The organism is Phenylobacterium sp. J426 (assembly GCF_024699945.1).
Taxonomy (GTDB): Bacteria; Pseudomonadota; Alphaproteobacteria; order Caulobacterales; family Caulobacteraceae; genus Phenylobacterium.
Genome location: NZ_JAJOMY010000001.1, coordinates 991,589 through 1,015,155, shown reverse-complemented (window position 1 = coordinate 1,015,155; position 23,567 = coordinate 991,589). Strand labels below are relative to the sequence as shown.

16 protein-coding genes and 6 pseudogenes are annotated in these 23,567 nt (G+C 71.5%); 12 read left to right on the top strand and 10 right to left on the bottom strand.

Annotated features, from left to right (window positions below):
• Window positions 1-56: 56 nt before the first annotated feature.
• The gene (locus LRS10_RS05320) at window positions 57-527 is read right to left on the bottom strand and encodes a TIGR02300 family protein (RefSeq protein WP_257836335.1); all 471 of its coding nucleotides are present in this window, start codon (window positions 525-527) and stop codon (window positions 57-59) included.
• Between the two features lie 126 nt (window positions 528-653).
• On the opposite strand from LRS10_RS05320, the pseudogene aroA reads away from it, so the two are divergent.
• The 5 genes and pseudogenes from aroA (at window position 654) to mscL (ending at window position 5,410) form a co-directional block, all read left to right on the top strand.
• Window positions 654-1,986, top strand: a pseudogene (gene aroA / locus LRS10_RS05315) (3-phosphoshikimate 1-carboxyvinyltransferase).
• Window positions 1,983-2,634, top strand: a pseudogene (cmk, locus tag LRS10_RS05310) ((d)CMP kinase). The pseudogenes aroA and cmk overlap by 4 nt, the downstream one beginning before the upstream one ends.
• A 126-nt stretch (window positions 2,635-2,760) precedes the next feature.
• Complete coding sequence (gene rpsA, locus LRS10_RS05305; protein WP_257836334.1) at window positions 2,761-4,470, top strand: 30S ribosomal protein S1; 1,710 nt, start codon at window positions 2,761-2,763, stop codon at window positions 4,468-4,470.
• A 196-nt stretch (window positions 4,471-4,666) separates the two neighbouring features.
• Window positions 4,667-4,957, top strand: coding sequence for an integration host factor subunit beta (locus tag LRS10_RS05300; protein WP_257836333.1), 291 nt, complete (start codon window positions 4,667-4,669; stop codon window positions 4,955-4,957).
• 15 nt (window positions 4,958-4,972) lie between these two features.
• The gene (gene mscL / locus LRS10_RS05295) at window positions 4,973-5,410 is read left to right on the top strand and encodes a large-conductance mechanosensitive channel protein MscL (protein WP_257836332.1); all 438 of its coding nucleotides are present in this window, start codon (window positions 4,973-4,975) and stop codon (window positions 5,408-5,410) included.
• Here the strand turns inward: mscL and LRS10_RS05290 are convergent.
• Window positions 5,407-5,952 carry a hypothetical protein gene (locus LRS10_RS05290; protein WP_257836331.1) on the bottom strand — a complete coding sequence of 182 codons (546 nt, stop codon included), beginning with the start codon at window positions 5,950-5,952 and terminating at the stop codon, window positions 5,407-5,409. The two genes, mscL and LRS10_RS05290, sit on opposite strands and share 4 nt — an antisense overlap.
• A 100-nt stretch (window positions 5,953-6,052) precedes the next feature.
• A complete protein-coding gene (locus LRS10_RS05285; RefSeq protein ID WP_257836330.1) occupies window positions 6,053-6,610 on the bottom strand; it encodes a hemerythrin domain-containing protein in 558 nt (185 codons plus the stop codon).
• A 101-nt stretch (window positions 6,611-6,711) separates the two neighbouring features.
• Between LRS10_RS05285 and LRS10_RS05280 the strand changes: the two genes are divergently transcribed.
• The 6 genes and pseudogenes from LRS10_RS05280 to LRS10_RS05255 all read left to right on the top strand — a co-directional run bounded on the left by LRS10_RS05280 (window position 6,712) and on the right by LRS10_RS05255 (window position 11,941).
• Window positions 6,712-7,356 carry a phosphoribosylanthranilate isomerase gene (locus tag LRS10_RS05280; RefSeq protein WP_257836329.1) on the top strand — a complete coding sequence of 215 codons (645 nt, stop codon included), beginning with the start codon at window positions 6,712-6,714 and terminating at the stop codon, window positions 7,354-7,356.
• Between the two features lie 10 nt (window positions 7,357-7,366).
• On the top strand, window positions 7,367-8,587 hold the full coding sequence (gene trpB / locus LRS10_RS05275; RefSeq protein ID WP_257839086.1) for a tryptophan synthase subunit beta: 1,221 nt from the start codon (window positions 7,367-7,369) through the stop codon (window positions 8,585-8,587).
• 12 nt (window positions 8,588-8,599) lie between these two features.
• Window positions 8,600-9,433, top strand: coding sequence for a tryptophan synthase subunit alpha (gene trpA / locus LRS10_RS05270; protein WP_257836328.1), 834 nt, complete (start codon window positions 8,600-8,602; stop codon window positions 9,431-9,433).
• Between the two features lie 5 nt (window positions 9,434-9,438).
• Window positions 9,439-10,366, top strand: a pseudogene (accD, locus tag LRS10_RS05265) (acetyl-CoA carboxylase, carboxyltransferase subunit beta).
• Window positions 10,341-11,699, top strand: coding sequence for a folylpolyglutamate synthase/dihydrofolate synthase family protein (locus LRS10_RS05260; RefSeq protein ID WP_257836327.1), 1,359 nt, complete (start codon window positions 10,341-10,343; stop codon window positions 11,697-11,699). The pseudogene accD and the gene LRS10_RS05260 overlap by 26 nt, the downstream one beginning before the upstream one ends.
• Complete coding sequence (locus LRS10_RS05255; RefSeq protein ID WP_257836326.1) at window positions 11,687-11,941, top strand: hypothetical protein; 255 nt, start codon at window positions 11,687-11,689, stop codon at window positions 11,939-11,941. The genes LRS10_RS05260 and LRS10_RS05255 overlap by 13 nt, the downstream gene beginning before the upstream one ends.
• Window positions 11,942-11,947: 6 nt before the next feature.
• Here LRS10_RS05255 and trxA read toward each other — a convergent pair whose 3' ends face one another.
• The 7 genes and pseudogenes from trxA to LRS10_RS05220 all read right to left on the bottom strand — a co-directional run bounded on the left by trxA (window position 11,948) and on the right by LRS10_RS05220 (window position 21,966).
• A complete protein-coding gene (trxA, locus tag LRS10_RS05250) occupies window positions 11,948-12,277 on the bottom strand; it encodes a thioredoxin (RefSeq protein ID WP_257836325.1) in 330 nt (109 codons plus the stop codon).
• Between the two features lie 99 nt (window positions 12,278-12,376).
• Complete coding sequence (gene addA / locus LRS10_RS05245) at window positions 12,377-15,826, bottom strand: double-strand break repair helicase AddA (protein WP_257836324.1); 3,450 nt, start codon at window positions 15,824-15,826, stop codon at window positions 12,377-12,379.
• A complete protein-coding gene (addB, locus tag LRS10_RS05240) occupies window positions 15,823-18,813 on the bottom strand; it encodes a double-strand break repair protein AddB (protein ID WP_257836323.1) in 2,991 nt (996 codons plus the stop codon). The genes addA and addB overlap by 4 nt, the downstream gene beginning before the upstream one ends.
• The gene (locus tag LRS10_RS05235) at window positions 18,810-19,514 is read right to left on the bottom strand and encodes a nucleotidyltransferase family protein (RefSeq protein ID WP_257839085.1); all 705 of its coding nucleotides are present in this window, start codon (window positions 19,512-19,514) and stop codon (window positions 18,810-18,812) included. The genes addB and LRS10_RS05235 overlap by 4 nt, the downstream gene beginning before the upstream one ends.
• A 17-nt stretch (window positions 19,515-19,531) precedes the next feature.
• Window positions 19,532-20,621, bottom strand: a pseudogene (amgK, locus tag LRS10_RS05230) (N-acetylmuramate/N-acetylglucosamine kinase AmgK).
• Between the two features lies 1 nt (window position 20,622).
• Window positions 20,623-21,099 (bottom strand): annotated as a pseudogene (tsaE, locus tag LRS10_RS05225) (tRNA (adenosine(37)-N6)-threonylcarbamoyltransferase complex ATPase subunit type 1 TsaE).
• A pseudogene (locus LRS10_RS05220) lies at window positions 21,096-21,966 on the bottom strand (GNAT family N-acetyltransferase). The pseudogenes tsaE and LRS10_RS05220 overlap by 4 nt, the downstream one beginning before the upstream one ends.
• 74 nt (window positions 21,967-22,040) lie before the next feature.
• Here LRS10_RS05220 and LRS10_RS05215 point away from each other — a divergent pair.
• On the top strand, window positions 22,041-23,537 hold the full coding sequence (locus tag LRS10_RS05215) for a CoA-acylating methylmalonate-semialdehyde dehydrogenase (RefSeq protein ID WP_257836322.1): 1,497 nt from the start codon (window positions 22,041-22,043) through the stop codon (window positions 23,535-23,537).
• The last annotated feature ends 30 nt before the right edge of the window (window positions 23,538-23,567 follow it).

Genomic DNA, 23,567 nt, shown 5'->3' with positions numbered 1-23,567 from the left:
CCTATTCAACTCGGTTCCCGCGATCAAGCCCGTCTGACGGGCTTTTTTCGCAGACCTTATCGATCCTCGTCGTCGCCCTCGTCCGGAAGGCCTTCGATCTCGGAATCGTCGAAGTCGTCCTCTTCCTCGTCCTCGAGGAAGGGCACGTCGTCGGCGTCCTCGACGTCCTCGTCATCCGTGAACTCGCCGAGGTCTTCCGACACGGCCGGGCCGGGCTCGGCCGCGTCGTCATCGTCGTCGCCGGCCAGCGGCGGCTCGTCCGCCACCTCGTCCAGTTCCGGCGTGACGGCGTCGTCTTCCTCGTCCTCGTCGCGCTCGGTCTCCTCGGCGACCTGGTCCTCGCGCTCCTCGTCGGCCTCGGTGTCAGGCGTCACGGCGCGCGCGCGGACGCGGCGGTTGCGGACGGCTTCGTCGGGATCGAACTCGCTGTGGCACTTGGGGCAATGCGCGGGACGCTTGCCCAGGTCATAGAATTTCGCTTGGCAGTTGGGGCAGAGTTGCTTCGTACCCAGCTCGGGAGTGGCCAAAGGCGGCGACCTCTAAATTTTGTAAGGTGGCGCGGAAAAGCGGGCTCCCTTGCCACGCGGCGCCGCCGCTGTCAAAGCAATCCCCCTCGTGATTTCCCGCCTTTCCCGGAGGCTCGTTTCCAGCTCATGACGGCGGCCCATCTGACCGCCAGGCGCGCGGGGTCCCTCAAGGGGACCGTGCGGGCGCCCGGGGACAAATCCATCAGCCATCGGGCGCTCATCCTGGGCGCGCTGGCGAGCGGCGTGACCGAGATCGAAGGCCTGCTCGAAGGCGACGACGTGCGGCGCACGGCGGCGGCCATGCAGGCGTTCGGCGCCGACGTCCGGCGCCTGGGCGAAGGCCATTGGCGGGTCGAGGGCAAGGGGGGTTTCGCCGAACCGGAGGACGTCATCGACTGCGGCAACGCCGGAACCGGCGTGCGGCTGATCATGGGCGCGGCGGCGGGCTTCGACCTCGCCGCCACCTTCACCGGCGACGCCTCGCTGCGCGGCCGGCCGATGAACCGCGTGCTGAAGCCACTGGGCGAGATGGGCGCGACGTGGATCTGCCGGGCCGGCGGGCGACTGCCGCTGACGCTGAAGGGCGGCGGCCTCAGCCACCTGTCCTACCGCCTCCCCGAGCCCTCGGCGCAGGTGAAGTCGGCGATCCTGCTGGCCGGCCTGAACGGTCGGGGCTGCGACGTGATCGAGCCCGAGGCGACCCGCGACCATACCGAGCGCATGCTGCGCGGCTTCGGCGCCCAGGTGGAGGTGGCGGAGGAAGGCGCTGGCCGCCGGATCGGGCTCGCGCCCGGCCAGAAGCTCCGCGGCATCCGCGTACATGTGCCGGGCGATCCCTCGTCGGCCGCCTTCCCGCTGGTGGCGGCGCTGATCACGCCGGGTTCGAGCGTCACCGTCGAGGGCATGCTGCTCAACCCGTCGCGCATCGGCCTTCTGGAGACCCTGGGCGACATGGGCGCCGACCTGTCGGTGACCAATGTGCGGGACGAGGGCGGCGAGAGCGTCGCCGACGTCACCGCCCGCCACTCGGAGCTGGAGGGCGTCGAGGTCCCGCCCGAGCGGGCGCCGTCGATGATCGACGAATACCCGATCCTGGCGGTGGCCGCGGCCTATGCGACGGGCCGCACCGTGATGCGCGGCATCGGCGAGATGCGGGTGAAGGAGAGCGACCGGATCGCGCTGATGGCCGCGGGCCTGGCGGCCTGCGGCGTCGCCGTCCGAGGAGGAGCCCGAGGGCCTGATCGTCACCGGCGGCGCGGGCCAGGTGCGCGGCGGGGCGACGGTCACGACCCACGGCGACCACCGGATCGCCATGTCCCATCTGGTGCTGGGCCTGGCCTCGGCCGAGCCGGTCAGCGTGGACGAGCCGGGCATGATCGCCACCAGCTTCCCGGGCTTCACCGACCTGATGCGCGGGCTCGGGGCCGAGATCTTCGAGGCCGGGCTTACGCCGGCATGAGCGGCTTCGTGATCGCGGTCGACGGGCCGGCCGCCTCGGGCAAGGGGACGATCGCCGCGAAGCTGGGCGCGCTGTACGGCCTGCCCGTACTCGACACCGGCCTGCTGTACCGGGCGGTGGGGGGTGCTGACGGAGCGCGCCGGCGGCGACCTGGACGACCCGGACGCCGCGGCGGCGACGGCCCGCGCGCTCAGCGCCTCGCAGCTGGAGGATCCCGCCCTGCGCACCCGCGGCGCGGGCGAGGCGGCGAGCCGTGTCGGGGCCCATCCCGCGGTGCGGGCCGCGCTGCTCGATTTCCAGCGGACGTTCGCCGCCCAGCCGGGCGGCGCGGTGCTGGACGGCCGCGACATCGGCACGGTCATCGCGCCGGACGCGCCGGCCAAGCTGTACGTCACCGCGACGCCGGAGGTTCGCGCCGAGCGCCGGTGGAAGCAGCTGACCGGCCAGGGCGAGGCCGTGAGCTTCGAGGACATCCTGGCCGACATCCGCCGGCGCGACGCCCGCGACGGCGGCCGGGACGCGGCCCCGATGCGCCAGGCGGACGACGCCGTCTTGCTGGATACGTCCGATTTGAGTATAGACCGCGCCTTCGATGCCGCCCGCCGCATCGTCGAGGCCGCGCGCGCCCGCTGGGAAACTTCCCAATAGGCAAATCCACCCGCGCTTCAGCTTCCAGACGGCCGCGGACGCAATCTCACACACCTCAACCCGACGCGCGGACTCCGCCTGGCTTTTCGCCGAGCGCCTCGCGTCCAACCCGAACGAAAGACCCTTATGGCTGACGATCTTAGCCTGAACCCCTCGCGCGACGACTTCGAAGCGCTGCTGACCGAGTCGCTGGGCGGCCGTGACATCATGGAAGGCCAGGTGGTGCGCGGCACCGTCGTGGGCATCGAGAAGGACTTCGCCATCATCGACGTCGGTCTGAAGACCGAAGGTCGCGTGGCCCTGAAGGAGTTCACCCAGCCCGGCGAGGACAAGCCGCCGCTGAAGGCGGGCGACACCGTCGAGGTGTTCCTGGAGCGCGTCGAGAACGCCATGGGCGAAGCGGTGATCAGCCGCGAGAAGGCCCGCCGCGAGGAAGCCTGGACGCGCCTGGAAGCCGTGTACGAGCGCAACGAGCCGGTCATGGGCGTGATCGTCGGCCGCGTGAAGGGCGGCTTCACGGTCGACCTGGGCGGCGCCTCGGCGTTCCTGCCGGGCAGCCAAGTCGACATCCGCCCGGTGCGCGACGTCGGCCCGCTGATGGGCCGCGAGCAGCCGTTCGCGATCCTCAAGATGGACCGCCCGCGCGGCAACATCGTCGTCTCGCGCCGCGCCATCCTGGAAGAAGCCCGCGCCGAACAGCGCACCGAGCTGGTCAGCCAGCTGCAAGAGGGCGAAGTCCGCGAAGGCGTGGTCAAGAACATCACCGACTACGGTGCGTTCGTGGACCTCGGCGGCATCGACGGCCTGCTGCACGTCACCGACATGAGCTGGAAGCGCGTCAACCACCCGAGCCAGGTCCTGGCCGTGGGCGACACGGTCAAGGTGCAGATCGTCAAGATCAACCCCGAGACCCAGCGCATCTCGCTCGGCATGAAGCAGCTGCAGTCCGACCCGTGGGACGGCGTGGAAGCCAAGTACCCGGTGGGCGCGAAGTTCACCGGCCGCATCACCAACATCACCGACTACGGCGCCTTCGTGGAGCTGGAGCCGGGCGTCGAGGGCCTGGTGCACGTGTCGGAAATGTCGTGGACGAAGAAGAACGTCCACCCCGGCAAGATCGTCTCGACCAGCCAGGAAGTGGAAGTCGTCGTCCTCGACGTCGATCCGTCCAAGCGCCGCGTGTCGCTGGGCCTGAAGCAGGCCATGGCGAACCCGTGGGATGCGTTCCTGGCGGCCCACCCGGTCGGCTCGACCGTGGAAGGCGAGGTCAAGAACGCCACCGAGTTCGGCCTGTTCATCGGCCTCGATAACGACATCGACGGCATGGTGCACCTGTCGGACCTCGACTGGGCCGTGTCGGGCGAAGAGGCCATGGCGCGCTACAACAAGGGCGACGTCGTCAAGGCGCGCGTCCTGGACGTGGACGTCGAGAAGGAACGCATCTCGCTGGGCATCAAGCAGCTCTCGGGCGACCCGATGCAGGGCGACACGTTCCGCAAGGGCCAGACCGTCACCTGCACCGTCACCGAGGTCACCTCGGGCGGCATCGAGGTGCGGTTCGGCGAGGACGAAGCGCCGATGACGGCCTTCATCCGCAAGTCGGACCTCAGCCGCGACCGCGCCGACCAGCGTCCCGAGCGCTTCGCCGTGGGTGACCGCGTCGACGCCCAGATCACCAACCTGGACAAGGCCGCGCGCCGCGTCTCGCTGTCGATCAAGTCGCTGGAAATGGCCGAGGAAAAGGAAGCCATCGAGCAGTTCGGCTCGTCGGACTCCGGCGCCTCGCTGGGCGACATCCTGGGCGCGGCTCTGCGCGAGAAGGCCCAGAAGGAGTAGCAGCCTTCAGCGCCTGATCTCAGGCGCCAGGCTCGAAGAGGCCCCGTCCGGTTCGCCGGGCGGGGCTTTTTTCGTGTCGACCTCAAAAGATAAGCCGCCGCTCGGGAACAGGCTTGGCCGTTGCGCCCGTAAACCCTATTTCCGCCTTGAACCGCGCTAGAGAGTCGCCCATGGTCGCGCCGGTTCGAGGGGCCTCATGATCAAGTCTGAGCTGATCGCGAAACTCGCCGAAGAGAACCCGCATCTTACCCAGCGGGACATCGAGCGCGTCGTGGGCGTGATCCTCGAGCGCATGATCGAGGCTCTGGAAGACGGCGGCCGCGTGGAGCTGCGCGGCTTCGGGGCCCTGTCGGTCCGGTCGCGCGACGCGCGCGCCGGCCGCAACCCGCGCACCGGCGAGCCGGTGGACGTCCGGGCCAAGCACGTCCCCTTCTTCAAGAGCGGCAAGGAGCTGCGCGAGCGGCTGAACGCCGACGACGAGGCCTAGGCGGCGGAGGCGGGCATGGCCGGCGTCATCCAGGAGTTCCGCGAGTTCATCGCCCGCGGCAACGTCATCGACCTGGCGGTCGGCGTGATCATCGGCGCGGCCTTCAACGACATCGTCAAGAGCCTGGTCGACAACGTCATCATGCCGCCGATCGGCCTGCTGCTGTCTGGCATCGACTTCTCGGACCTGCAGTGGGTGCTGAAGGGCGACAATCCCGCCACGCCCGAGGCGGACGCGGTCGCCATCCAGTACGGCCTCTTCATCAACACCTGCATAAGGTTCCTGATCGTCGCCTGGGCGGTGTTCATGCTGGTGAAGCTGGTCAACGCCGTGCGCCGCGCACACCACCGCGAGCAGCAGGCGGAAGCCGCGCCGCCGGCGCCCACGGCCGAGGAGTCCCTGCTGATCGAAATCCGCGACGTGCTGAAGGCGCAGGCCGGGCAGAAGCCCTAGGCGCCGACCGGCGCCTGGATCGGATCCTCGATCTCGGTCGCGCCGGCCGCAACGGGCACGTCACGCTGGATGAACGCCAGCTCCACCACCGTCGCGAGCTGCCTCGCCCGCCAGGCGCAGAGCAGGTAGAAGCCCACCACCGCCGCCAGATAGGCCAGCATCAGGTACCAGCGGGCGAACCCCTCCCAGCGGGTGATCGCCTGAAGGGTCTGCGGCGAGAGTTCGGACAGCGTCAGCGCGGCCGAGGCCGGCAGGGTGATGAGCGCGATGGCCGACCACCGCGAGATCGCCTCGTGGCGCCGGTGGTTCATCTGGGCGAGCGCGTGGATCCGGCGCAGGTCTCCGGCGGGCAGGGGCGCGAGGATCTCGAAAATCCGGCGGGTCGAGCGGTTCTTCAGAAGCCCGCTCATGAAGTCGACGCCCATCAGCGTCCAGATGCTGGGCGAGAAGAACAGCTCGTAGGGCATGCGCCAGACGGGCAGCTGCCGCACCAGCCGCCGCCAGGTATCCCAGATGTCCGTCGCGTCGCCGGTGTCCCCCATGCGCGCAGCTTGGCCGCAAAGCGTCGACTCCGCCAGAGGCGACCCGCGCGCATCTCCGACAGGCGGTCGCCCCGCCGGCCGAAAGATGCGCGCGCCGGGGTCAGGCCACCTTGAAGCCTTCCCAGTTCATCATCCGCGTGAGGCGGGCGTTTTCCTCCTGGGGCAGAGCCTCACGGAAGGTGGGGAAGATGTCGTCCTCCTCCTCCCGCACGTGCTCCTGCAACTGGGCGAAGAACTGGCGGGCGGTGTCGATCCACCGCGGGTCGTCGGTGGGCATTCGGCGCAGGTCGTAGATGAAGGTCTTCACGTCGCCATGGTCCTCCACCAGATGGCGCGCCTGCTCCTCGCGGCCGTTCTCCATCATCGCGGGGTAGATGACGTTCTCCTCCTCGACCGCGTGCTTGGTCAGGGCGTAGGCGATCTTGGTCAGCAGCATCTGCCGCTTCATCGGCTCGTCGGCGGTGGTCTGCAGGAGGGCTTCGAAGGTCTTCTCCACCAGCCGATGCTCGGCCTTCAGCGCGTCGACCCAGTCGCCGGCGGCAAGGGAGGGTCCCTGGGCCACTGCCTTGCGGGCGTGGGGCAGGGCGAGCCCGGCCACGAAGCCGAGGGCTGCGCCGGTGGCGAGCCGGCCGAGGTTTCCGTTGGTATGGTTGGGCATGTTCCGTCTCCAGGCTTGGCGGGACAACCGCCGGGCGGAGGAGCCTGTTCCGCCGTGCTGGCGCTTGCAGAGGCCGCGGCGCAGCGACTAAGCCCTGCGGAATGACGGTCCAGGCCAAGATCTGCGGGGTGACGACGCCGGAGGCGGTCCGCGCGGCGCTGGACGGCGGCGCCGGCTTCCTCGGCTTCATGTTCTTCGAGAAGAGCCCCCGCAACATCGCGCCCGAGGCCGCGGGCCGGTTGGCGCCGCCCGTGCGGGCGCGCGGAGCGAAGGTCGTGGCCGTCACCGTCGATCCGACCGACGCCGAACTGGAGGCCATCGTGACCGGCCTGGATCCCGACCTCATCCAGCTCCACGGCAAGGAGCCGCCCGCGCGGGTGCGCGAGATCGGCCAGCGGTGGGGACGCGGGCTCGTCAAGGTGCTGCCGGTGTCCGAGCCCGCGGACTTCGCCGCCGCCCAGGCCTACGAGCCGCTCGTCGCGCACCTGATGTTCGAGACGAAGCCGCCCAGGGATGCGGACCGGCCCGGCGGACTGGGCGTCGCGTTCGACTGGAGCCTGCTGGAGGGGCGACGCTTCGCAAGGCCGTGGTTCCTGGCGGGCGGGCTCAATCCCTGGAACGTCGCCGAGGCGATGCGGATTTCCGGGGCCCCGCTGGTGGACGTTTCCTCTGGCGTGGAGCGCGGTCCCGGACTAAAGGACCCGGCCTTGATCCAGGCGTTCCTTCACGCCGTAGAACGCGGTTGAGATGACCGTTTTGAACGCGCCTGCCCGTCCCAACGACTATTCGGCCTATCCCGACGCCCAGGGGCGTTTCGGCGATTACGGCGGCCAGTACGTGCCCGAGACCCTGATGCCGCTGGTCCACGACCTGACCGCGGCCTATGCCCGGGCCAAGGCCGATCCCGAATTCCAGGCCGAGCTCTCCGGCTACCTGACCCATTATGTCGGCCGGCCGTCGCCCCTGTACCACGCCGCGCGGCTGACCGAGCATTTCGGCGGGGCGAAGATCTACCTGAAGCGCGAGGAGCTGAACCACACCGGCTCCCATAAGATCAACAACTGCATGGGCCAGATCCTGCTGGCCATGCGGATGGGCAAGACCCGGATCATCGCCGAGACCGGCGCCGGCCAGCACGGCGTGGCGACCGCCACCGTCTGCGCCCGCTTCGGCCTGCCGTGCGTGGTCTACATGGGCGCAGTGGACGTGGAGCGGCAGAAGCCGAACGTCTTCCGGATGAACCTGCTGGGCGCGGAAGTGCGGCCGGTGACCAGCGGCTCGGCGACGCTGAAGGACGCCATGAACGAGGCGCTGCGGGACTGGGTCACCAACGTCGAGGACACCTACTACCTGATCGGCAGCGCCGCCGGGATGCACCCGTACCCCGAGATGGTTCGCGACTTCCAGTCGGTGATCGGCCGCGAGGTGCGCGAGCAGGTCATGGCCGCCGAGGGCCGCCTGCCGGACGCCGTGGTGGCCTGCGTGGGCGGCGGCTCGAACGCCATCGGCATCTTCCACCCGTTCCTGAACGACGCCTCGGTGAAGCTGATCGGCGTCGAGGCGGCGGGCTCGGGGATCGACACCGACCGCCACGCCGCGGCGATCAACGGCGGCCGCCCGGGCGTGCTGCACGGGAACATGACCTATTTGCTGCAGGACCGGGACGGCCAGATCACCGAGGCCCACTCGATCTCAGCCGGTCTCGACTATCCCGGGATCGGCCCGGAGCACGCCTGGCTGCATGACGTGGGCCGGGCGACCTACCTGACGGCGACGGACCAGGAGAGCCTGGACGCCTTCATGCTGCTCTCGAAGCTGGAAGGCATCCTGCCGGCCATCGAGAGCGCGCACGCCATCGCCCGCATCGGCGACGTGGCGCGCGAGGTCGGCAAGGACGGCGTCGTGGTGCTGAACCTGTCGGGCCGCGGCGACAAGGACGTGGCCACCGTCGCCGCGCATCTCGGCCGGCAGATCTAGGGAACGGCCGATTTGACCAAAGCCCGTATCGACGCCCGCTTCGCGGCGCTCAAGGCGGAGGGCCGCGCGGCCTTCATCCCGTACGTCATGGCCGGCGATCCGGATCGCGAGACCGCGCTCAGGATCCTCCAGGGCCTGCCGGCGGCCGGCGCCGACCTGATCGAGGTGGGCTTCCCGTTCTCGGACCCCATGGCCGAAGGCCCGCCGATCCAGCGGGCCGCCCAGCGGGCGCTGGCCAAGGGCATGACCACGCGCGGGACGCTGGAGCTGATCCGTGACTTCCGCGACGGCGATCAGGATACGCCGGTGATCCTGATGGGCTACATGAACCCCATCGTCACCTGGGGCTTCGAGGCCTTCGCGCGCGACGCCGCCGACGCCGGGGTCGACGGGCTGATCGTCGTGGACTGCCCGCCGGAAGAGGCCGGCCCGTTGGCCGACGCCCTGGATGCGGCCGGGATCTCACTGATCCGGCTGGCGACGCCGACCACCGACGACAGCCGCCTGGCGGTGGTGGTCAAGCGCACGTCCGGCTTCGTCTATTACGTCTCGGTGGCGGGGGTCACGGGCGTGAAGGAAGCCGACGCGGCGGCCGCCGCCCCGAACGTCGAGCGGGTGCGGAAGGCGTCGGGCCTGCCGGTCGCCGTCGGTTTCGGCATCAAGACTTCGGAAAGGGCGAAGCAGGTAGCCCAGGTCGCCGACGCGGTCGTGGTCGGTTCCGCTCTTGTGGACGAAGTCGCCGAAGCAGTGGACATGAACGAAGACGTGACCGCGCGAGTTCTTTCCAAAGTGGAATCCTTGGCTAAGGCTGTGCGCTTCGCGCGAACGAGCCAAACGGCGGTCTGAAAACCATGGCGATGGCTGATCAGCGTAACGACAAGCCCGGCCGTCCGGCCGGCAACCGGGAACGCCGCGGCTGGCTTTCCCGGATCGCCCCCGGGGTGCGGAACTTCGCCAAGCGCGAGTCCACGCCCGAGAACCTCTGGGTGAAATGCCCCGAGACGGGCGAGATGATCTACCGGCCCGACCTCGAGGCGGCCCTGTGGGTCACCCCGTCCGGCCACCACATGCGGATCGGCGCGGCGCAGCGGCTGGCGATCACGTTCGACGACGGCCAGTTCGAGAAGATCGACTGGGCGCCGGTGGTCGAGGACCCGCACAAGTTCCCGGACGACCGTTCGTATCCCGACCGCCTGAAGGCGGCGCGGAAGGCCACGGGCGAGCAGGGATTCGATCGCCGCCGCCTACGGTCACGTGCGGGGCCAGCCTTGCGTGGTGATGGTCCAGGACTTCCACTTCATGGGCGGTTCGCTGGGCATGGGCGCGGGCGAGGCGTTCATCGCCGCGGCGAAGGAGGCTGTGAAGCGCGAGGTCCCGCTGGTGATCTTCACCGCCTCGGGCGGCGCGCGCATGCAGGAGGGCACCCTGTCCCTCATGCAGATGGCCCGCACGACGCTGGCGCTGAACGAGGTGAAGGCCGCCGGCCTGCCCTACGTCGTCGTGCTGACCGATCCCACCACCGGCGGGGTGCTCGCCTCCTACGCCATGCTGGGCGACATCCATCTGGCCGAGCCGAACGCCACGATCGGCTTCTCGGGCCGCCGGGTGATCGAACAGACCATCCGCGAGACCCTGCCGCCCGGCTTCCAGAAGTCGGAGTTCCTGGCCGAGCGGGGCATGATCGACCAGGTGGTCCCGCGCGCCGAACTGCCGGACAGGCTGGGCTCGATCCTGAAGACGCTTATGATGGGGCGTGAGCGCCTTTCCTCCGCCGCCTGACCTGAAGTCCGATCCCGGCTTCGATCCGATCCGCGCCTCCGACGCGGTGATCCAGCGGCTGCGCGCCAATCATCCGACGCTGATCGACCTGACCACCGGACGCGTGGAGCGGCTGCTGGCCGCCCTCGATCACCCCGAGAGGCGCCTGCCGCCGGTGATCCACGTGGCGGGCACCAACGGCAAGGGCTCGACGGTCGCCTATCTGCGCGCCATCGGCGAGGCGGCGGGGCTGCGGGTGCATGCGCTGACCTCGCCCCATCTGGTGCGCTTCGCCGAACGCATCCGGCTGGCCGGCAAGCTGATCACCGACGAACACCTCCTCGAGCTCACCGACCGGGTCGAGGCCGCCAACGCCGGCGAGCCGATCAGCTTCTTCGAGATCACGACGGTCCTGGCTCTGCTGGCCTTCGCCGAGACGCCGGCCGACCTGTGCATCGTCGAGGTGGGACTGGGCGGCCGGTTCGACGCGACCAACGTCTTCGACGCCCCGGCGGTCAGCGTGATCACGCCGGTGGACTACGACCATCTGGAGATGCTGGGACCGGGGCTGTCCAAGATCGCCTGGGAAAAGGCCGGGATCATCAAGCGGGGCCGCCCCGTGGTGGTGGCGCGCCAGATGGAAGAGGCGCTGGAGATGATCACCCGCGAGGCCGACGACCGGATGGCGCCGATCCTCCAGATGGGCGCCGACTTCGACGCCTGGGAGGAGCGCGGCCGGCTGCTGGTGCAGATGCCGGACCGGCTGTTGGACCTGCCGGCGCCCAGCCTGTTCGGCGGCTATCAGTTCGAGAACGCCGGCCTGGCGGTGGCCGCGGCGCTGACCTTCGACCACGCCCTGAGCGACGAGGTGCTGGGCGCCGGCGTCGCCTCGGCGGTCTGGCCGGCGCGGATGCAGCGGCTGACCGCCGGGCCGCTGGCCGAACTGGCCCGTCGGCGCGGGTCCGACCTGTGGCTGGACGGCGGCCATAATCCGCACGCCGGCCGGGCGCTGGCCGAGGCGGCCTCGCGCATCGTCGATCGCGATCCCCGGCCGCTGACGCTGGTGACCGGCATGTTCGCCCGCAAGGACGCCGAGGGGTTCTTCCGCCCCTTCGCCGAGATGCGGCCGCGGGTCATCGCCACGACCTTCGAAGGCCCGAACGCCGCGAGCGCCGAGGACATCGCCGTCGCCGCGGTGCAGGCGGGCCTTCCCGCGGAGATGGCGCCGAACGTCGAAGCGGCGGTGCGGCTGGCCCTTGCGGCCGAAGGGCCGGCTCCGCATGTGCTGGTGTGCGGGGGCCTGCATTTCGCCGGCGAGGTGCTGGCGATGAGCCCCGAGACGTGGCCGAGCTGATGCCGTCGAAACCCTACAGCCTGCGCTTCGCCCTGCCGCGCCACTACCTGATCACCCTCGGCATCGCGCTCGTGATCCTGTGGGTCCTGATCGAGCTGTTCGGTCGCACCGACGTGGTGCTGATCGGCTGGGTGGTCGGCTTCCTCGTCGCGACCCGCACGGTGCGCTGGTACGTCCTGAGGCAGAGGCCCAAACGAGAAGGGCCGCCCGAAGGCGGCCCTGAAACCCGTCTGGACGATTGAAGCCGATCAGGCGGCGACGCCGGCCTCGGTCAGCCACTCCAGGATCTTCTGCTTGGGCATGGCGCCGACCTTCATCGAGGCCATCTGGCCGCCCTTGAACAGCATCATGGTGGGAATGCCGCGGACGCCGTAGCGCGAGGGCGTGGTGGGGCTGTCCTCGATGTCCAGCTTGGCGATCGTCACCTTGCCGGCCAGCTCTTCGGACAGCTGCTCGAGGGCGGGCGCGATCTGCTTGCAGGGGCCGCACCACTCCGCCCAGAAGTCGACCAGCACGGGGCCCTGCGCCTGCAGGACGTCGGTCTCGAAGGTGGCGTCGGTGACCTTCACGGTGCTCATAGGAAAACTCCTCTCGCGCGCGGCCGAACGGGAATCTGGGCCTCAGAACGCGGCCACGCGCCTCTTGATCCGCCGATGTAGGCGGAGCCTGCGCAGGTATCAACCGCCACGGCGGAGCTCGGCAAGGGTCCGGGCCAGCAGGTTTTCTGGAACGGTCATCAGCTTCGGGCCGTCCGTCCAGACCAGAGCCGCCTCGATCCGTCGCCCGGGGAAGACCTCGGCGAGCACGGCGGCGTAGAGCGCCATCTGGCGCAGATAGGCCGGGTCGGCGTCCTCGATGCGGTCGGGCGAGGGCCGGTTGGTCTTGAAGTCGGCCACCAGCACCCGGCCGGGCAGCACCACCAGCCGGTCGATGCGGCCGGAGATCTTCAGGTCGGGCGGCAGGGCCGCGGCGGACCCGGCGATGGCGACCTCGGCGCGGGAGCCCGGGCCGAACACCTCGGCGAAGCGGGCGTCCTCCAGCACCGAGAGCGCGGCCGTGGCCATCTCGGCGCGCTGGTCGTCGGAGAGGTCGGGTTCGCGGGCCAGCAGCGCGCGGGCGCCCGACGCTCGGTCTTCGGGCGGCAGGTCGGGCAGCACCTGCAGGAGCCGGTGGATGATGTCGCCCCGCCGGAAGCGGCCGAGGCCGCCGGCGGCGGCGAGCGGCGAAGGCGCGGCCACGACGGTCCCTTCACCGAGATCGGACGGCGAGGCGTAGCGGGCGAAGGCCTCGGGCGCGGGGTCGACGCCCGCCCAGGCAGGGACATCGGCCGGCGCCGCCCCGGCGTGGGCGGCGGGTCCCATGGCGACCGGATCGGGGCCATAGCGCTCGGCCAGCACGTCGCCGCAGGCCGCCTGCCGCACCTGCGGCGCGATCCGTTCGTGGGCGAAGCCGGTCTTGATGGCCGACCACCAGGCCTTCAGGCCCTCCTCCTTGCGGTTGGCGGCGATGCGGCCGCAGAGGATCAGCCGCTCGCGGGCGCGGGTCAGCGCCACATAGAGCAGCCGCAGGGACTCCTCGGCCTCGCGGGTCTGGCGCAGAGTCCGCGCGGCGGCGGAGGCCTCGCAGTCGGCCTTGCCGCTGGCGCACCAGAGGAAGCCGCCGTCGGTCGTCTCCAGCAGGGGCGAGCCGCGGGCGCCCTGTTCCGAGGTGGTCTCGGGCAGGATGACGACCGGCGCCTCCAGGCCCTTGGCGCCGTGGGCGGTCATCACCCGGACTTCGTCGCGGCCGCCCTCCAGCTCGCGCTTCACGACGATGTCGAGGCTGGCGAAGTCGGCGGCGAGGCTCTCCAGGTCGTGGACGCCGCGGCCCTCGGCGGCCAGCACCTGCGCCAGGAATTCGTCGAGCGCATCCTCGGCCTCGGCCCCCAGCCGGCGCAGCAGGCGCATGCGCATCGAGCGGCCCTGGGCGTCGCGGGCGCCGAGCGCACGGGTGTAGAAGCCGAAGGGGCCCGTCTCGGCGGCGGCCTTGCGCATGGTGGCCAGGAAGTCGGCGGCCGCCCGCCAGGCCGGCTGTTCGTCCGCCCGCGTCGTCAGCGCGCGCCAGAGGCGGCCTTCACGCTTCCAGGCCAGCTGGAACAGGTCGTCGTCGGTCAGGCCGCAGAACGGGCTCTTCAGCAGCGCGGCGAGCGTCAGGTCGTCGTCGGGGAAGAGGGCGAAGCGGGCCAGCGCCATCAGGTCGTCGAAGACGATGTGCTCCGAGAGCGCCAGCCGGTCGGCCCCGGCGACGGGGATGCTCGCGTGCTTCAGCGCCCGCAGGATCTCCTCGAACAGGCCGCCGCGCTTGCGCACCAGGATCAGCACGTCGCCCCAGGACGCCGGGCGCGCCCGGCCGCGCTCCACGACCGTGTCGCCGCGCTCCACCAGGGCCCGGATCTCACAGGCGATGTTGCGCGCGAGAACCTTGACCGCGCTCTCCTCGCCCTGGGCGTCGAGTGGCGCGTCCCAGGCGTCGCGCGCCTCACTCTTGGGCTCGCGGACGAGCGGCCAGAGGTCGACGCAGCCGCGCTCGCCGGCCCGCATCGGGATGTGTTCCAGCGCATCCACGCCCGGCGGCACGCCGGTGCTGAACACCGCGTCGACGAAGGACAGCACCTCTTCGGTGGACCGCCAGGAGGCGTGCAGCGGCACGGCGGCGCCCTTGCGGCCGGCGGCTTCGATCTCGGCCACGTAGCGCCGGGTCTCGGACAGCAGGCGTTCGGGCGCGGCGCCTTGGAAGGAGTAGATCGACTGCTTCTCGTCGCCGACCACGAACAGGGTGCGCTCGGCCTCGCTGCGGCGGAGCATGCCGTCGCCGGCGAAGAACTCGCCGGTGAGGGCGCGGACGATCTCCCACTGGTCGGGGGCGGTGTCCTGCGCCTCGTCGACCAGTATGTGGTCGATGCCGCCGTCCAGCTTGTAGAGCACCCAGGCGGCGGCGGGCCGGCTGGCCAGCAGGCTGCGGGTCTTCTCGATCAGGTCGGCGAAGTCGAGGGCCCCGGCGACGGTCTTCTCGATCCGGTAGGCGGCGAGATAGGCCTCGGCCAGCGTCAGGGCGTCGAGGGTGTCGGCGGCGACGCGGGCGGCGCGGAGCTTCTCGCGGGCGGCGGCCAGGCGATCCTGCTCGCTGAGCAGGGCCATGCGCAGGCCTTCCTGCGCCTTGAGGCCCGAGGTCTTGGCGACCCAGGTCGCGGGCGTGCCCTCGCCCTTGTCGGTGAAGAGCGCGGCCAGGGCGCCGGCGAAGGCGGGCTCGGCGGCGACGGCGCGGAGCTGGCCGGCGCACTTCTGGTCGGTGGCCGTGCCGGCCAAGAGCGTCTCGGCGGCCGCGCGCCAGAGGTTGCGGTCAAGGCCGGCCAGCGCCGCGCGCTCGACGGCCTCGGCGTCCTCCCCGGGTTCGAGCCCGCAGGTCTCCCAGACCCAGGCCGCGGCGCCCTCATGCCCGCCCCGCGCCTCGAAGAAGTCGCGCAGCTTCCCGCGGCGGCCCTCGAAGTCGAGGAACATCTGCTGGAAGGACCCGAAGTCCAGCGCCACCGAGAGGCGGGCGTAGGCTTGCGCCGTGCGGCCCTCGCCCTTCAGGGCGTGGCGGGCGACCGCGGCGCGGGCGGCGGCCGCCACGGCGGCCGAGGCGGCGTCGTCCATCACCCGGAAACCCGGCGAGATGCCCGCCTCCAGCGGGAAGCGGCGGAGCAGCTTCTCGCAGAAGGCGTGGATGGTCTGGATCTTCAGCCCGCCGGGCGTCTCCAGGGCGCGGGCGAACAGGGCGCGGGCCTCGGAAAGGCGGCGGTCGTCATAGGCGGCGCCGTCGCGGCCCTCGAGGTCGGCGAGCTCCTCGGTCAGCGGCCCGTCGGGCATCACCGACCAGCCGCCCAGGCGGGCGAACAGGCGGCGCTGCATCTCGGCGGCCGCGGCCTTGGTGTAGGTGACGCAGAGGATGGTCTCGGGCTCGGCGCCGGTGAGCAGCAGGCGCGCGACCCGGTCGATCAGGGTCTTGGTCTTGCCCGAACCGGCGTTGGCGGTGACGAAGGCCGAGACGCCGGGGTCGGCGGCGTTGCGCTGGTGGTCCTGGGGTGTCGGGACAAGGTGCAGGGTCACGCCTCGCCCTCCTCGCCGCTCGTCGACCATTCGAAGACCCGGGCCAGGTGGTCGTAGTCGGAGGCGTAGGTCTTCACGAACTGCGGGGCGGTTCGCGAGACGTACGGCTGGTCGCGCTGGAAGTAGCGGGCGAGCAGGCGGCGCGCGCCGTCCAGCGCCTGCTCGGCGGCGTGCGCGCTCTCGTCGACGCTGGCGCGGACCTCCTCGCGGCCCGCGGGCCGGCGGCCGGTGACCTCCAGATAGACCAGCTCTCCGGGCGTCAGGCGGCCGATCTCGCCGAAGCCGCCGTGGGCCAGGATGGCGGCGGTCAGGGTGAGCTGCGGCGAGAACCCGGCGTCGACCACCTTCTGCGACGGCGCGCGGCCGGTCTTGTAGTCGAGGATGTGGCCGTAGCCTTGCGGATCCGCCTCGATGCGGTCGGCCTTGGCGCCCAGCACCACCTCGTGGCCGTCGACCCGGATCGGCAGCTTGCCGGTCTTCTCGACGTGGATGGCGCGGCCGTCGGCGCGGCGCCGGGCTTCGAGCTCGGCGACCCACGCGGCGGCCTCGCGCGCGAGCGCGCTCTCGCGGGCCAGCGCCTCGCGCGGCATGCCGGCCTTCTCCAGCTCCTCGACGTAGAGGCCCTCGAAGATGGCGGCGGCGCCCGGCGGCAGCTCTGCTGGATGGGCCAGGGCGAAGCGTTCGAAGGCCGCGTGGATGGCCGTGCCGCGGGCGCGGGCCTCCACCGGCTCGTCGGGCCGATCCAGCAGGCGCAGGTTCAGGATGTCCCGCGCCCAGACCGCGTAGGGGTCGCGGGTCAGGGTTTCGACGCGGGTGACGAACAGCTCGCGCGGGCGGGCCTCGACCGGCGGGCAGGGCGCGGGGCGGCCGACCGGCTGGTAGTCGTCCGGCGGATCGAGGCGACGGGCCCAGGCCAGCGCCTCGGCCTGGTCGGGGATGTCCACGCCGGCCCCGCGGGCCAGCGTCTCCAGCCGCCACAGCCAGCGCGACTTCACCGCCGGCTGGCCCTCACGGCGCTCGGAATGCAGCAGGATCACCTCGGGCGCGCAGGCGGCCTGGGCGAAGTCGTGGGCGGCGAGGCCGACGCGACGCTCGGGCGGAGGCAGGCCCAGCGTCTGGCGCATCGGCCGGGACAGGAACGGGTCGAGGGGCGCGCCTCTGGGCCAGACGCCTTCCTCAAGGCCGGCCACCACCAGCCGGTCGGCGCGCACCAGGCGGGCCTCGATGGCGCCCAGGATGCGCAGGCGCGGATGGGTGGCGCCGCCGCTGCGGACGGTTTCGCCCTCCATCAGCCGCGACAGCAGGTCGGCGAAGCCGCGGGCCGAGACCTCGGGCAGGCCGCCGGTCTCGTGGATCAGGCCGGCCAGCAGCCGGCTCATCGCCTCGCCGCCGTGGCCGCTCCAGAGGTCGCCGGTCCGGCCGTCCGCATCGGCGGCGAGAGCTTCCATGGTGGCGGTGACGGCGCGGGCGAGGTCGGCGACGGCGCCCTCCTCGGGCGGCGCGCCGAGCAGGGCCTCCAGCCGGTCGACCAGCGGCAGGGCGGCCTGGCCCTTGTCCGCCAGCCGGGCGCGCAGGGTGGCCCAGGTCCAGGGCCGGGCGCCGCGCAGGGCGTGGCGTTCGAGGAGTTCGCGCCGGCGACCGAGGTCGTCGGGCTCCAGGCCCAGGCGGACGTAGGGATGCTTCAGCAGCGCCAGAAGGTTGACGGGCGCCAACGCATCGACGAGGGCCTTGGCGACGAGGCCGGCCAGGACGCCGCAGCGGCAGCCGGCCAGGCTCTCGCCGGCCGAGGAGTCCGGAGCGATGCCCCAGCGACCGAGCTTGGCCACGACGCGGCGCGCCAGCACCTGGTCGGGCGTGACCAGGGCTGCGGTCTTGTCGGGCGTCTCGAGCGCCTCGCGCAGCAAGAGGGCGGCGACGGTGGCGGCCTCCTCCTCGGAACGGGCGCTGGCGAGGGAGAGGCCGCGCAGGCCCTCGGCGACCGGATCGATCCCCTCGGCCTCGGCTTCGGCGCGGAGCTGGTCGATGGCCCGCAGCCAGTCGGCGGTGGCGCGCGGCGGCCGCAGCGCCTCGTTGACCACGCGCCGGCGCCAGCGGCCCTGGGCGCGATGGGCCAGCGAGGCCGGCCAGACCTCGACGTTCTCGCGATCGATGCCGGAGCGGCCCAGCAGGCGCCGCAGCGCGCCCTGCGGATGCTGTTCGTCGACGTGCTTCCAGGCGGTTTCCGCCAGGCTGTCGTCCAGGCCCGGCACGACGACCGAGCCGCGGGGCGCGGCGGCGATGACGGCCAGCAGATCGGCGGTGGCGGGCGCGGTGCCGGTGGAGCCGGCGGCGACCAGCACGCCCTGCGGCGGCTTGGCGGTCCACACCTCGGCCAGGCGGCGCAGCAGGCGCACGCGGCGCTCGGAGACGTCGACCACGCCGAGCGCCGACAGCCGCTTCGGCCACTCGACCAGGGCGGTCTCCAGGAAGTCGCGGCTGACGCGCCAGTGCTCAGCCAGATCGGCCTCGACCAGGCCCGCCAGCTTCTCGCCGGCCTCGACCTCCTCGATCTGCAGGCTGTCGAGGAAGCCGCCCAGGGCGTCAGCCAGCTCCAGGGCGGACGAGGCGGTGAGCTCGCGGCCGGGCAGCAGGGACCAGTTCTCGGCCACCAGCCGCGTCAGCTCGAAGCGGCGGCGCAGCGGGTCGATGGCGGCGGGCAGGTCCAGCGCCAAGTCGCCGGGCTCGAACGGCGGCTCGCCGGCCTCCAGGTCGCCCAGCGGGCGCATCTGCGGCGGCAGCACGGCCCGGCCTTCCGCCGCGCGGACGAAGGCGTCGGCGACGGCGCGCGCGCCGCGGCGGGTCGGGGTGAGCACCAGGGCGTCGGACAGGGCCTCGGGGCCGAAGGGGCTCAGCGCCTCGTAGAGGCCGCGGGCCAGGTCGTCGGCGAACGGCCGGTGCGCGGGGATGTTGAACCAGCGCGGACCCGGACGCTCGAAGAAGGCGGTCACGGGAGCCTCTGCCCCAGCCTTTGTTCCGCCGCGTCGCGGGCGGCGGGATCGCCGACGTGCATCCAGAAGGCGTCCATGACCGCGCCGTGCAGGCGGCCGGTCTTCTGCAGCTCATGCCAGACCGGCAGGATGGAGAACGGACCGGTCTTCGGCGAGGCGTCCAGCACCTGGGGTTTGAGCACGCCGAAGCCGATGTTGGCGTAGGGCGTCGGCGGCTCGGCCTCGACCGAGTGGGTCAGCCGGCCATCGGCGTCCATGAAGAAGCCGTTCGGTCCCTCGAAGCCGAGGCCGTGGCCGCGCTTCACCAGCAACAGCAGGATGTCCATCGCCGCCGGGTCCCAGAGCCGCTTCAGCGTCTCCATCGGCGGCTCGCCTTCGGCCAGCCACAGGCTGTCGATGTTGGCGACGAAGATCGGGTCCTCGCCCAGCAGGTGGCGGGCGTGCTGGATGCCGCCGCCGGAATCCAGCAGCTGGGCCCGCTCGTCGGAGATCAGCACCTCGAGGTCGGTACGCTTCGCGAGGTGGGCTTCCATCCGGTCGGCGAAGTGGTGGACGTTGACCACGGCGCGGGTGACCCCGGCGGCGACCAGCTCGTCCAGGACGCGGTCGATCAGGGTGCGGCCGCCGACCTCGACGAGCGCCTTCGGGCGGCTGTCCGTCAGCGGCCGCATGCGGGTGCCGAGACCCGCGGCCAGCACCATGGCGGTGGTCGGCGCGCTCACGCGCGGGCCTCGCGAGGCACATGCCGGTCGAACCAGGCCTTCAGGCCGGCCATGGCGGGGTCTTCCAGGTTGCGCTCCAGGTAGCGCCAGGTGCGAGGCATGTAGGCCTTGTACTGGGGGGCGCCCGAGGAGAGCCTGGCGAGCGAACACCCGGCCCAGGATGCGGGCGGCGTTGGAGGCGGCCAGCGCCCGGTAGTCGGCGAGGAACTCGGCCCTGTCCAACGCCGGCTTCGCCGCGAGGAAGCGGCCGAGCATGGCCGCCTCGAGCTCGGCCGAGACGTCGCGCCGGGCGTCCTGCAGCAGGTGGGTCAGGTCCCAGGCCGGATGCGCCTTGAGGGCGTCCTGGAAGTCGATGAGCCCGACGCGGGCGACGCCTGCCCGCTCCGGCAGCCAGAGCAGGTTCTGGGCGTGGTAGTCGCGGTGGGTGAAGACGCTGGCGCCCGCCTCGCCGCGCACCCAGACCGGCGCCCACAGCGCGTCCCACTCCGCCACCGCGTCGGCGCCGAAGGCGGGCAGGCCGGCGAACTTCGGCCACCATTCGAGGAAGGTGTCCGTCCCGATCTTCAGCGCCAGGGTGTCGTAGGTCAGCAGCGGCCATTCGAGGCCGTCGGCGCGGATCACGTCCGGCGGCGGCTCGGCCTGCATGGCGACCTGCACGTCGACGGCGGCCTCGTAGAGCGGCGTCTCGGCCTCGCCGTCGGCGATGAGGGACGCGAACAGGCCATCGCCAAGGTCGTCCATGACCGCCAGTCCGGCCTCGGCGTCATGGGCCAGGATGCGCGGGGCGGACAGGCCGCGCTCGCGCAGGAAGGCGGCGGTGGTGATGAAGGCGGCGATGGAGCCGGCGGCCAGCCGGGCGGCGGCGTTGTAGCCCAGCGCCAGCCGCTCCTCGGGCGTGGCGCCCGGCGGACAGACGACGCTTTCCAGCGCCGGCGGCTGATCCATGAAGATGAAGCGCGCGCCGTCGGCGGCGTGCAGGCGCTCGTAGCTGCGCGTGGAGGCGTCGCCGCCCATCGGCTCGCGCCGGGCATGGCCGAACCCGGCGGCCTTCAGGAACTCGGCCTTCAGGACCTCACGGTCCGACATCTCAGGGGCGGAACTCAAGCCCTCGTCCTTCCCAGGCCCCGTGGGGATCAGCCGCACGCGCCTGCCGTCTGCATCGTCTTCCGAAGGCGCGATCTCTACATCGAGGTCGGTCGGGGGGCAGCCGCCCCTCCAGCCGTTCGGGCCATTCGATGACGGCGGCGCCGTCCTCCAGCGCCTCGTCCAGGCCGATCTCATAGGCCTCATCCGGGTCCGAGAGGCGATAGAGATCGAAGTGGGCGACCTTCAGCCGCGCCCCCTCGTAGAACTGGACCAGGGTGAAGGTGGGCGAGGGCACGTCCTCGGCCGGCGTGGTCAGCGCACGGACCAGCGCCCGGGCCAGCGTCGACTTGCCCGCGCCGAGGGGGCCGGTCAGGCAGACTGCCTCGCCCGGCTTCAGCTCGGCGGCGATGGCCGCGCCTAGCCGCGCGGTGGCCGCCTCGTCGTCGAGGCGGAAGTCGCCCTCGGCCTCGAGGATCATGCGAAGGCCCGGTCCGGCTGATCGACCAGAACCCGCTCGATGTGGTGCTTCAGCTTCAGGGTCACCTCGCCGGGATCGCCCGCCAGCGCTTCGGGGGCAATAGGGTGGCCGAGGGTGAGCGCGAAGCGGCGGCCTCGCTTGTTCAGCAGTTCGTGGAAGAGGGTGATGTCGCGCAGCTCCTGCGAGACCCCGTTGAAGAGGTGGAACAGCGTCGACCACGGCCCGGCGACGTGAACCGGCACGATCGGCGCCTCGTACTTGCGCGCCAGCGACACGGCGGTCGGCATCCACGGCGGGTCGGCCAGCATCCCGTCGGGCTGCCGCCGCGCCAGGCCCGGCGGGGAAAATGCAGAGGCAGCGCTCGGCCTCCAGGGCCTCGCGCGTCAGCTGCAGGGTGACGCGGGTGCGTTCTCGGGTGCGCTTGGCCTCGACCCACTCGACGGGGATCAGCACCTCGTCGAAGCCGGGCGCCACGCGGTGGGCGTCGGAATTGGCGTAGAAGCAGATGTCGGGACGGAGCGCCTTCAGAGCATCGTACACCGCCACGCCGTCAGCGATGCCGGTCGGGTGGTTGCAGACCACGATGGCGCGGCCGGACGGGGGCACGCGGTCCAGCCCGCTCGCCGAGACGTCCACCGACAGCAGGCGGGAGACGTGTTCGAGGGCCGCCTTGCCGGGCATCGGGGCGATCGCGTCCGCCATGCGCCGGGCCTTGCCGTAGTCGAGCAGGGCGTAGAGCAGCGGCCGCAGCACCGGCCAGGCGCCCGAGCCGGACAGCTTCGGCGCCCGCTCCGCGATCAGCACGTCGACGATATGGTCCCGCGCCGGCCGGGCGTTCACGGCGTGGGCGGACGGAAGAACGGTCATGGGCTCCACATTCGCCGTCCGGCGCCCTTGGGGCAACTAGCGGGCGCCGCTGGGGGAGCCTAAAAGCCCTTCCCATGCGTGAGATCAGCCACTTCATCGACGGCGCTGCGTTCGCCGGACAATCGGGCCGCTTCGGCGACGTCTTCAACCCCAACACCGGCGAGGTGCAGGCCCGCGTCCAGCTCGCGACGACGGGCGAGGTCGACCAGGCCGTCGCCTCGGCGCTGCGGGCGCAGCAGACCTGGGCGCTGGTGAACCCGCAGCGGCGGGCGCGGGTGATGTTCGAGTTCAAGCGGCTGGTCGAAGCCAACATGGACGAGCTGGCCGAGATCCTGTCGTCCGAGCACGGCAAGGTGATCGCCGACTCCAAGGGCGACATCCAGCGCGGCCTGGAGGTGATCGAGTTCGCCTGCGGCATCCCGCACGTGCTGAAGGGCGAGTACACCGAGGGCGCCGGCCCCGGCATCGACGTCTATTCGATGCGCCAGCCGCTGGGCGTGTGCGCGGGCATCACCCCGTTCAACTTCCCGGCGATGATCCCGATGTGGATGTTCGGCATCGCGATCGCGACCGGCAACACCTTCATCCTGAAGCCGTCCGAGAAGGACCCGACGGTGCCGGTCCGCCTCGCCGAGCTGATGATGGAGGCCGGCGCGCCGAGCGGCGTGCTGAACGTCGTGCACGGCGACAAGGCGGCCGTGGACGCCATCCTCGACCATCCCGACATCAAGGCGGTCAGCTTCGTGGGCTCGTCCGACATCGCCCACTACGTCTATTCGCGCGGCACCGCGAACGGGAAGCGCGTCCAGGCGATGGGCGGCGCCAAGAACCACGGCATCATCCTGCCCGACGCCGACCTCGAGCAGGCGACCAAGGACATCATCGGCGCCGCCTACGGCTCGGCCGGTGAGCGCTGCATGGCCCTGCCGGTGGTCGTGCCGGTGGGCAAGACCACCGCCGACGAGGTGCGCGAACGGGTGCTGGCCGAGCTCGAGACGCTGAAGGTCGGCGTCTCCACGGACGCGGCCGCCCAGTACGGGCCGGTGGTCAGCCAGGCGCACAAGGACAAGATCGCGAGCTACATCCAGATGGGCGTCGACGAGGGCGCCGAGCTGGTGGTCGACGGCCGCGGCTTCAGCCTGCAGGGCTATGAGAAGGGCTTCTTCATCGGCCCCTCGCTGTTCGACGGCGTGAAGAAGGGCATGAAGACCTACAACGAGGAGATCTTCGGCCCCGTGCTGCAGATCGTCCGCGCCGAGACCTTCGAGGAGGCGCTCGATCTGCCGAGCTCGCACCAGTACGGGAATGGCGTCGCCATCTTCACCCGCAACGGCCGCGCCGCGCGCGAGTTCGCCGCCCGCGTGCAGGTGGGCATGGTGGGCATCAACGTGCCGATCCCGGTGCCGGTGGCCTACCACACCTTCGGCGGCTGGAAGCGCTCGGCCTTCGGCGACGTGAACCAGCACGGCATGGAGGGCGTGCGGTTCTACACCAAGGTGAAGACCATCACCGCCCGCTGGCCGGAAGGCGCGGTCGAGGACTCGGCGTTCGTCATTCCGACGATGAAGTAGGCGTAGCGCCAATCCCTCCCCATGAAGGGG

What these genes read in the sequence shown, in the direction of transcription:
- LRS10_RS05280 (WP_257836329.1), top strand. Translation starts at nt 6,712, where the DNA reads ATGACGGTCCAGGCCAAGATCTGCGGGGTGACGACGCCGGAGGCGGTC.
- mscL (WP_257836332.1), top strand. Translation starts at nt 4,973, where the DNA reads ATGGCCGGCGTCATCCAGGAGTTCCGCGAGTTCATCGCCCGCGGCAAC.
- LRS10_RS05235 (WP_257839085.1), bottom strand. Translation starts at nt 19,514, where the DNA reads ATGGTGCTGGCCGCGGGTCTCGGCACCCGCATGCGGCCGCTGACGGAC.
- LRS10_RS05285 (WP_257836330.1), bottom strand. Translation starts at nt 6,610, where the DNA reads ATGCCCAACCATACCAACGGAAACCTCGGCCGGCTCGCCACCGGCGCA.
- LRS10_RS05300 (WP_257836333.1), top strand. Translation starts at nt 4,667, where the DNA reads ATGATCAAGTCTGAGCTGATCGCGAAACTCGCCGAAGAGAACCCGCAT.
- LRS10_RS05290 (WP_257836331.1), bottom strand. Translation starts at nt 5,952, where the DNA reads ATGGGGGACACCGGCGACGCGACGGACATCTGGGATACCTGGCGGCGG.
- trxA (WP_257836325.1), bottom strand. Translation starts at nt 12,277, where the DNA reads ATGAGCACCGTGAAGGTCACCGACGCCACCTTCGAGACCGACGTCCTG.
- LRS10_RS05215 (WP_257836322.1), top strand. Translation starts at nt 22,041, where the DNA reads ATGCGTGAGATCAGCCACTTCATCGACGGCGCTGCGTTCGCCGGACAA.
- rpsA (WP_257836334.1), top strand. Translation starts at nt 2,761, where the DNA reads ATGGCTGACGATCTTAGCCTGAACCCCTCGCGCGACGACTTCGAAGCG.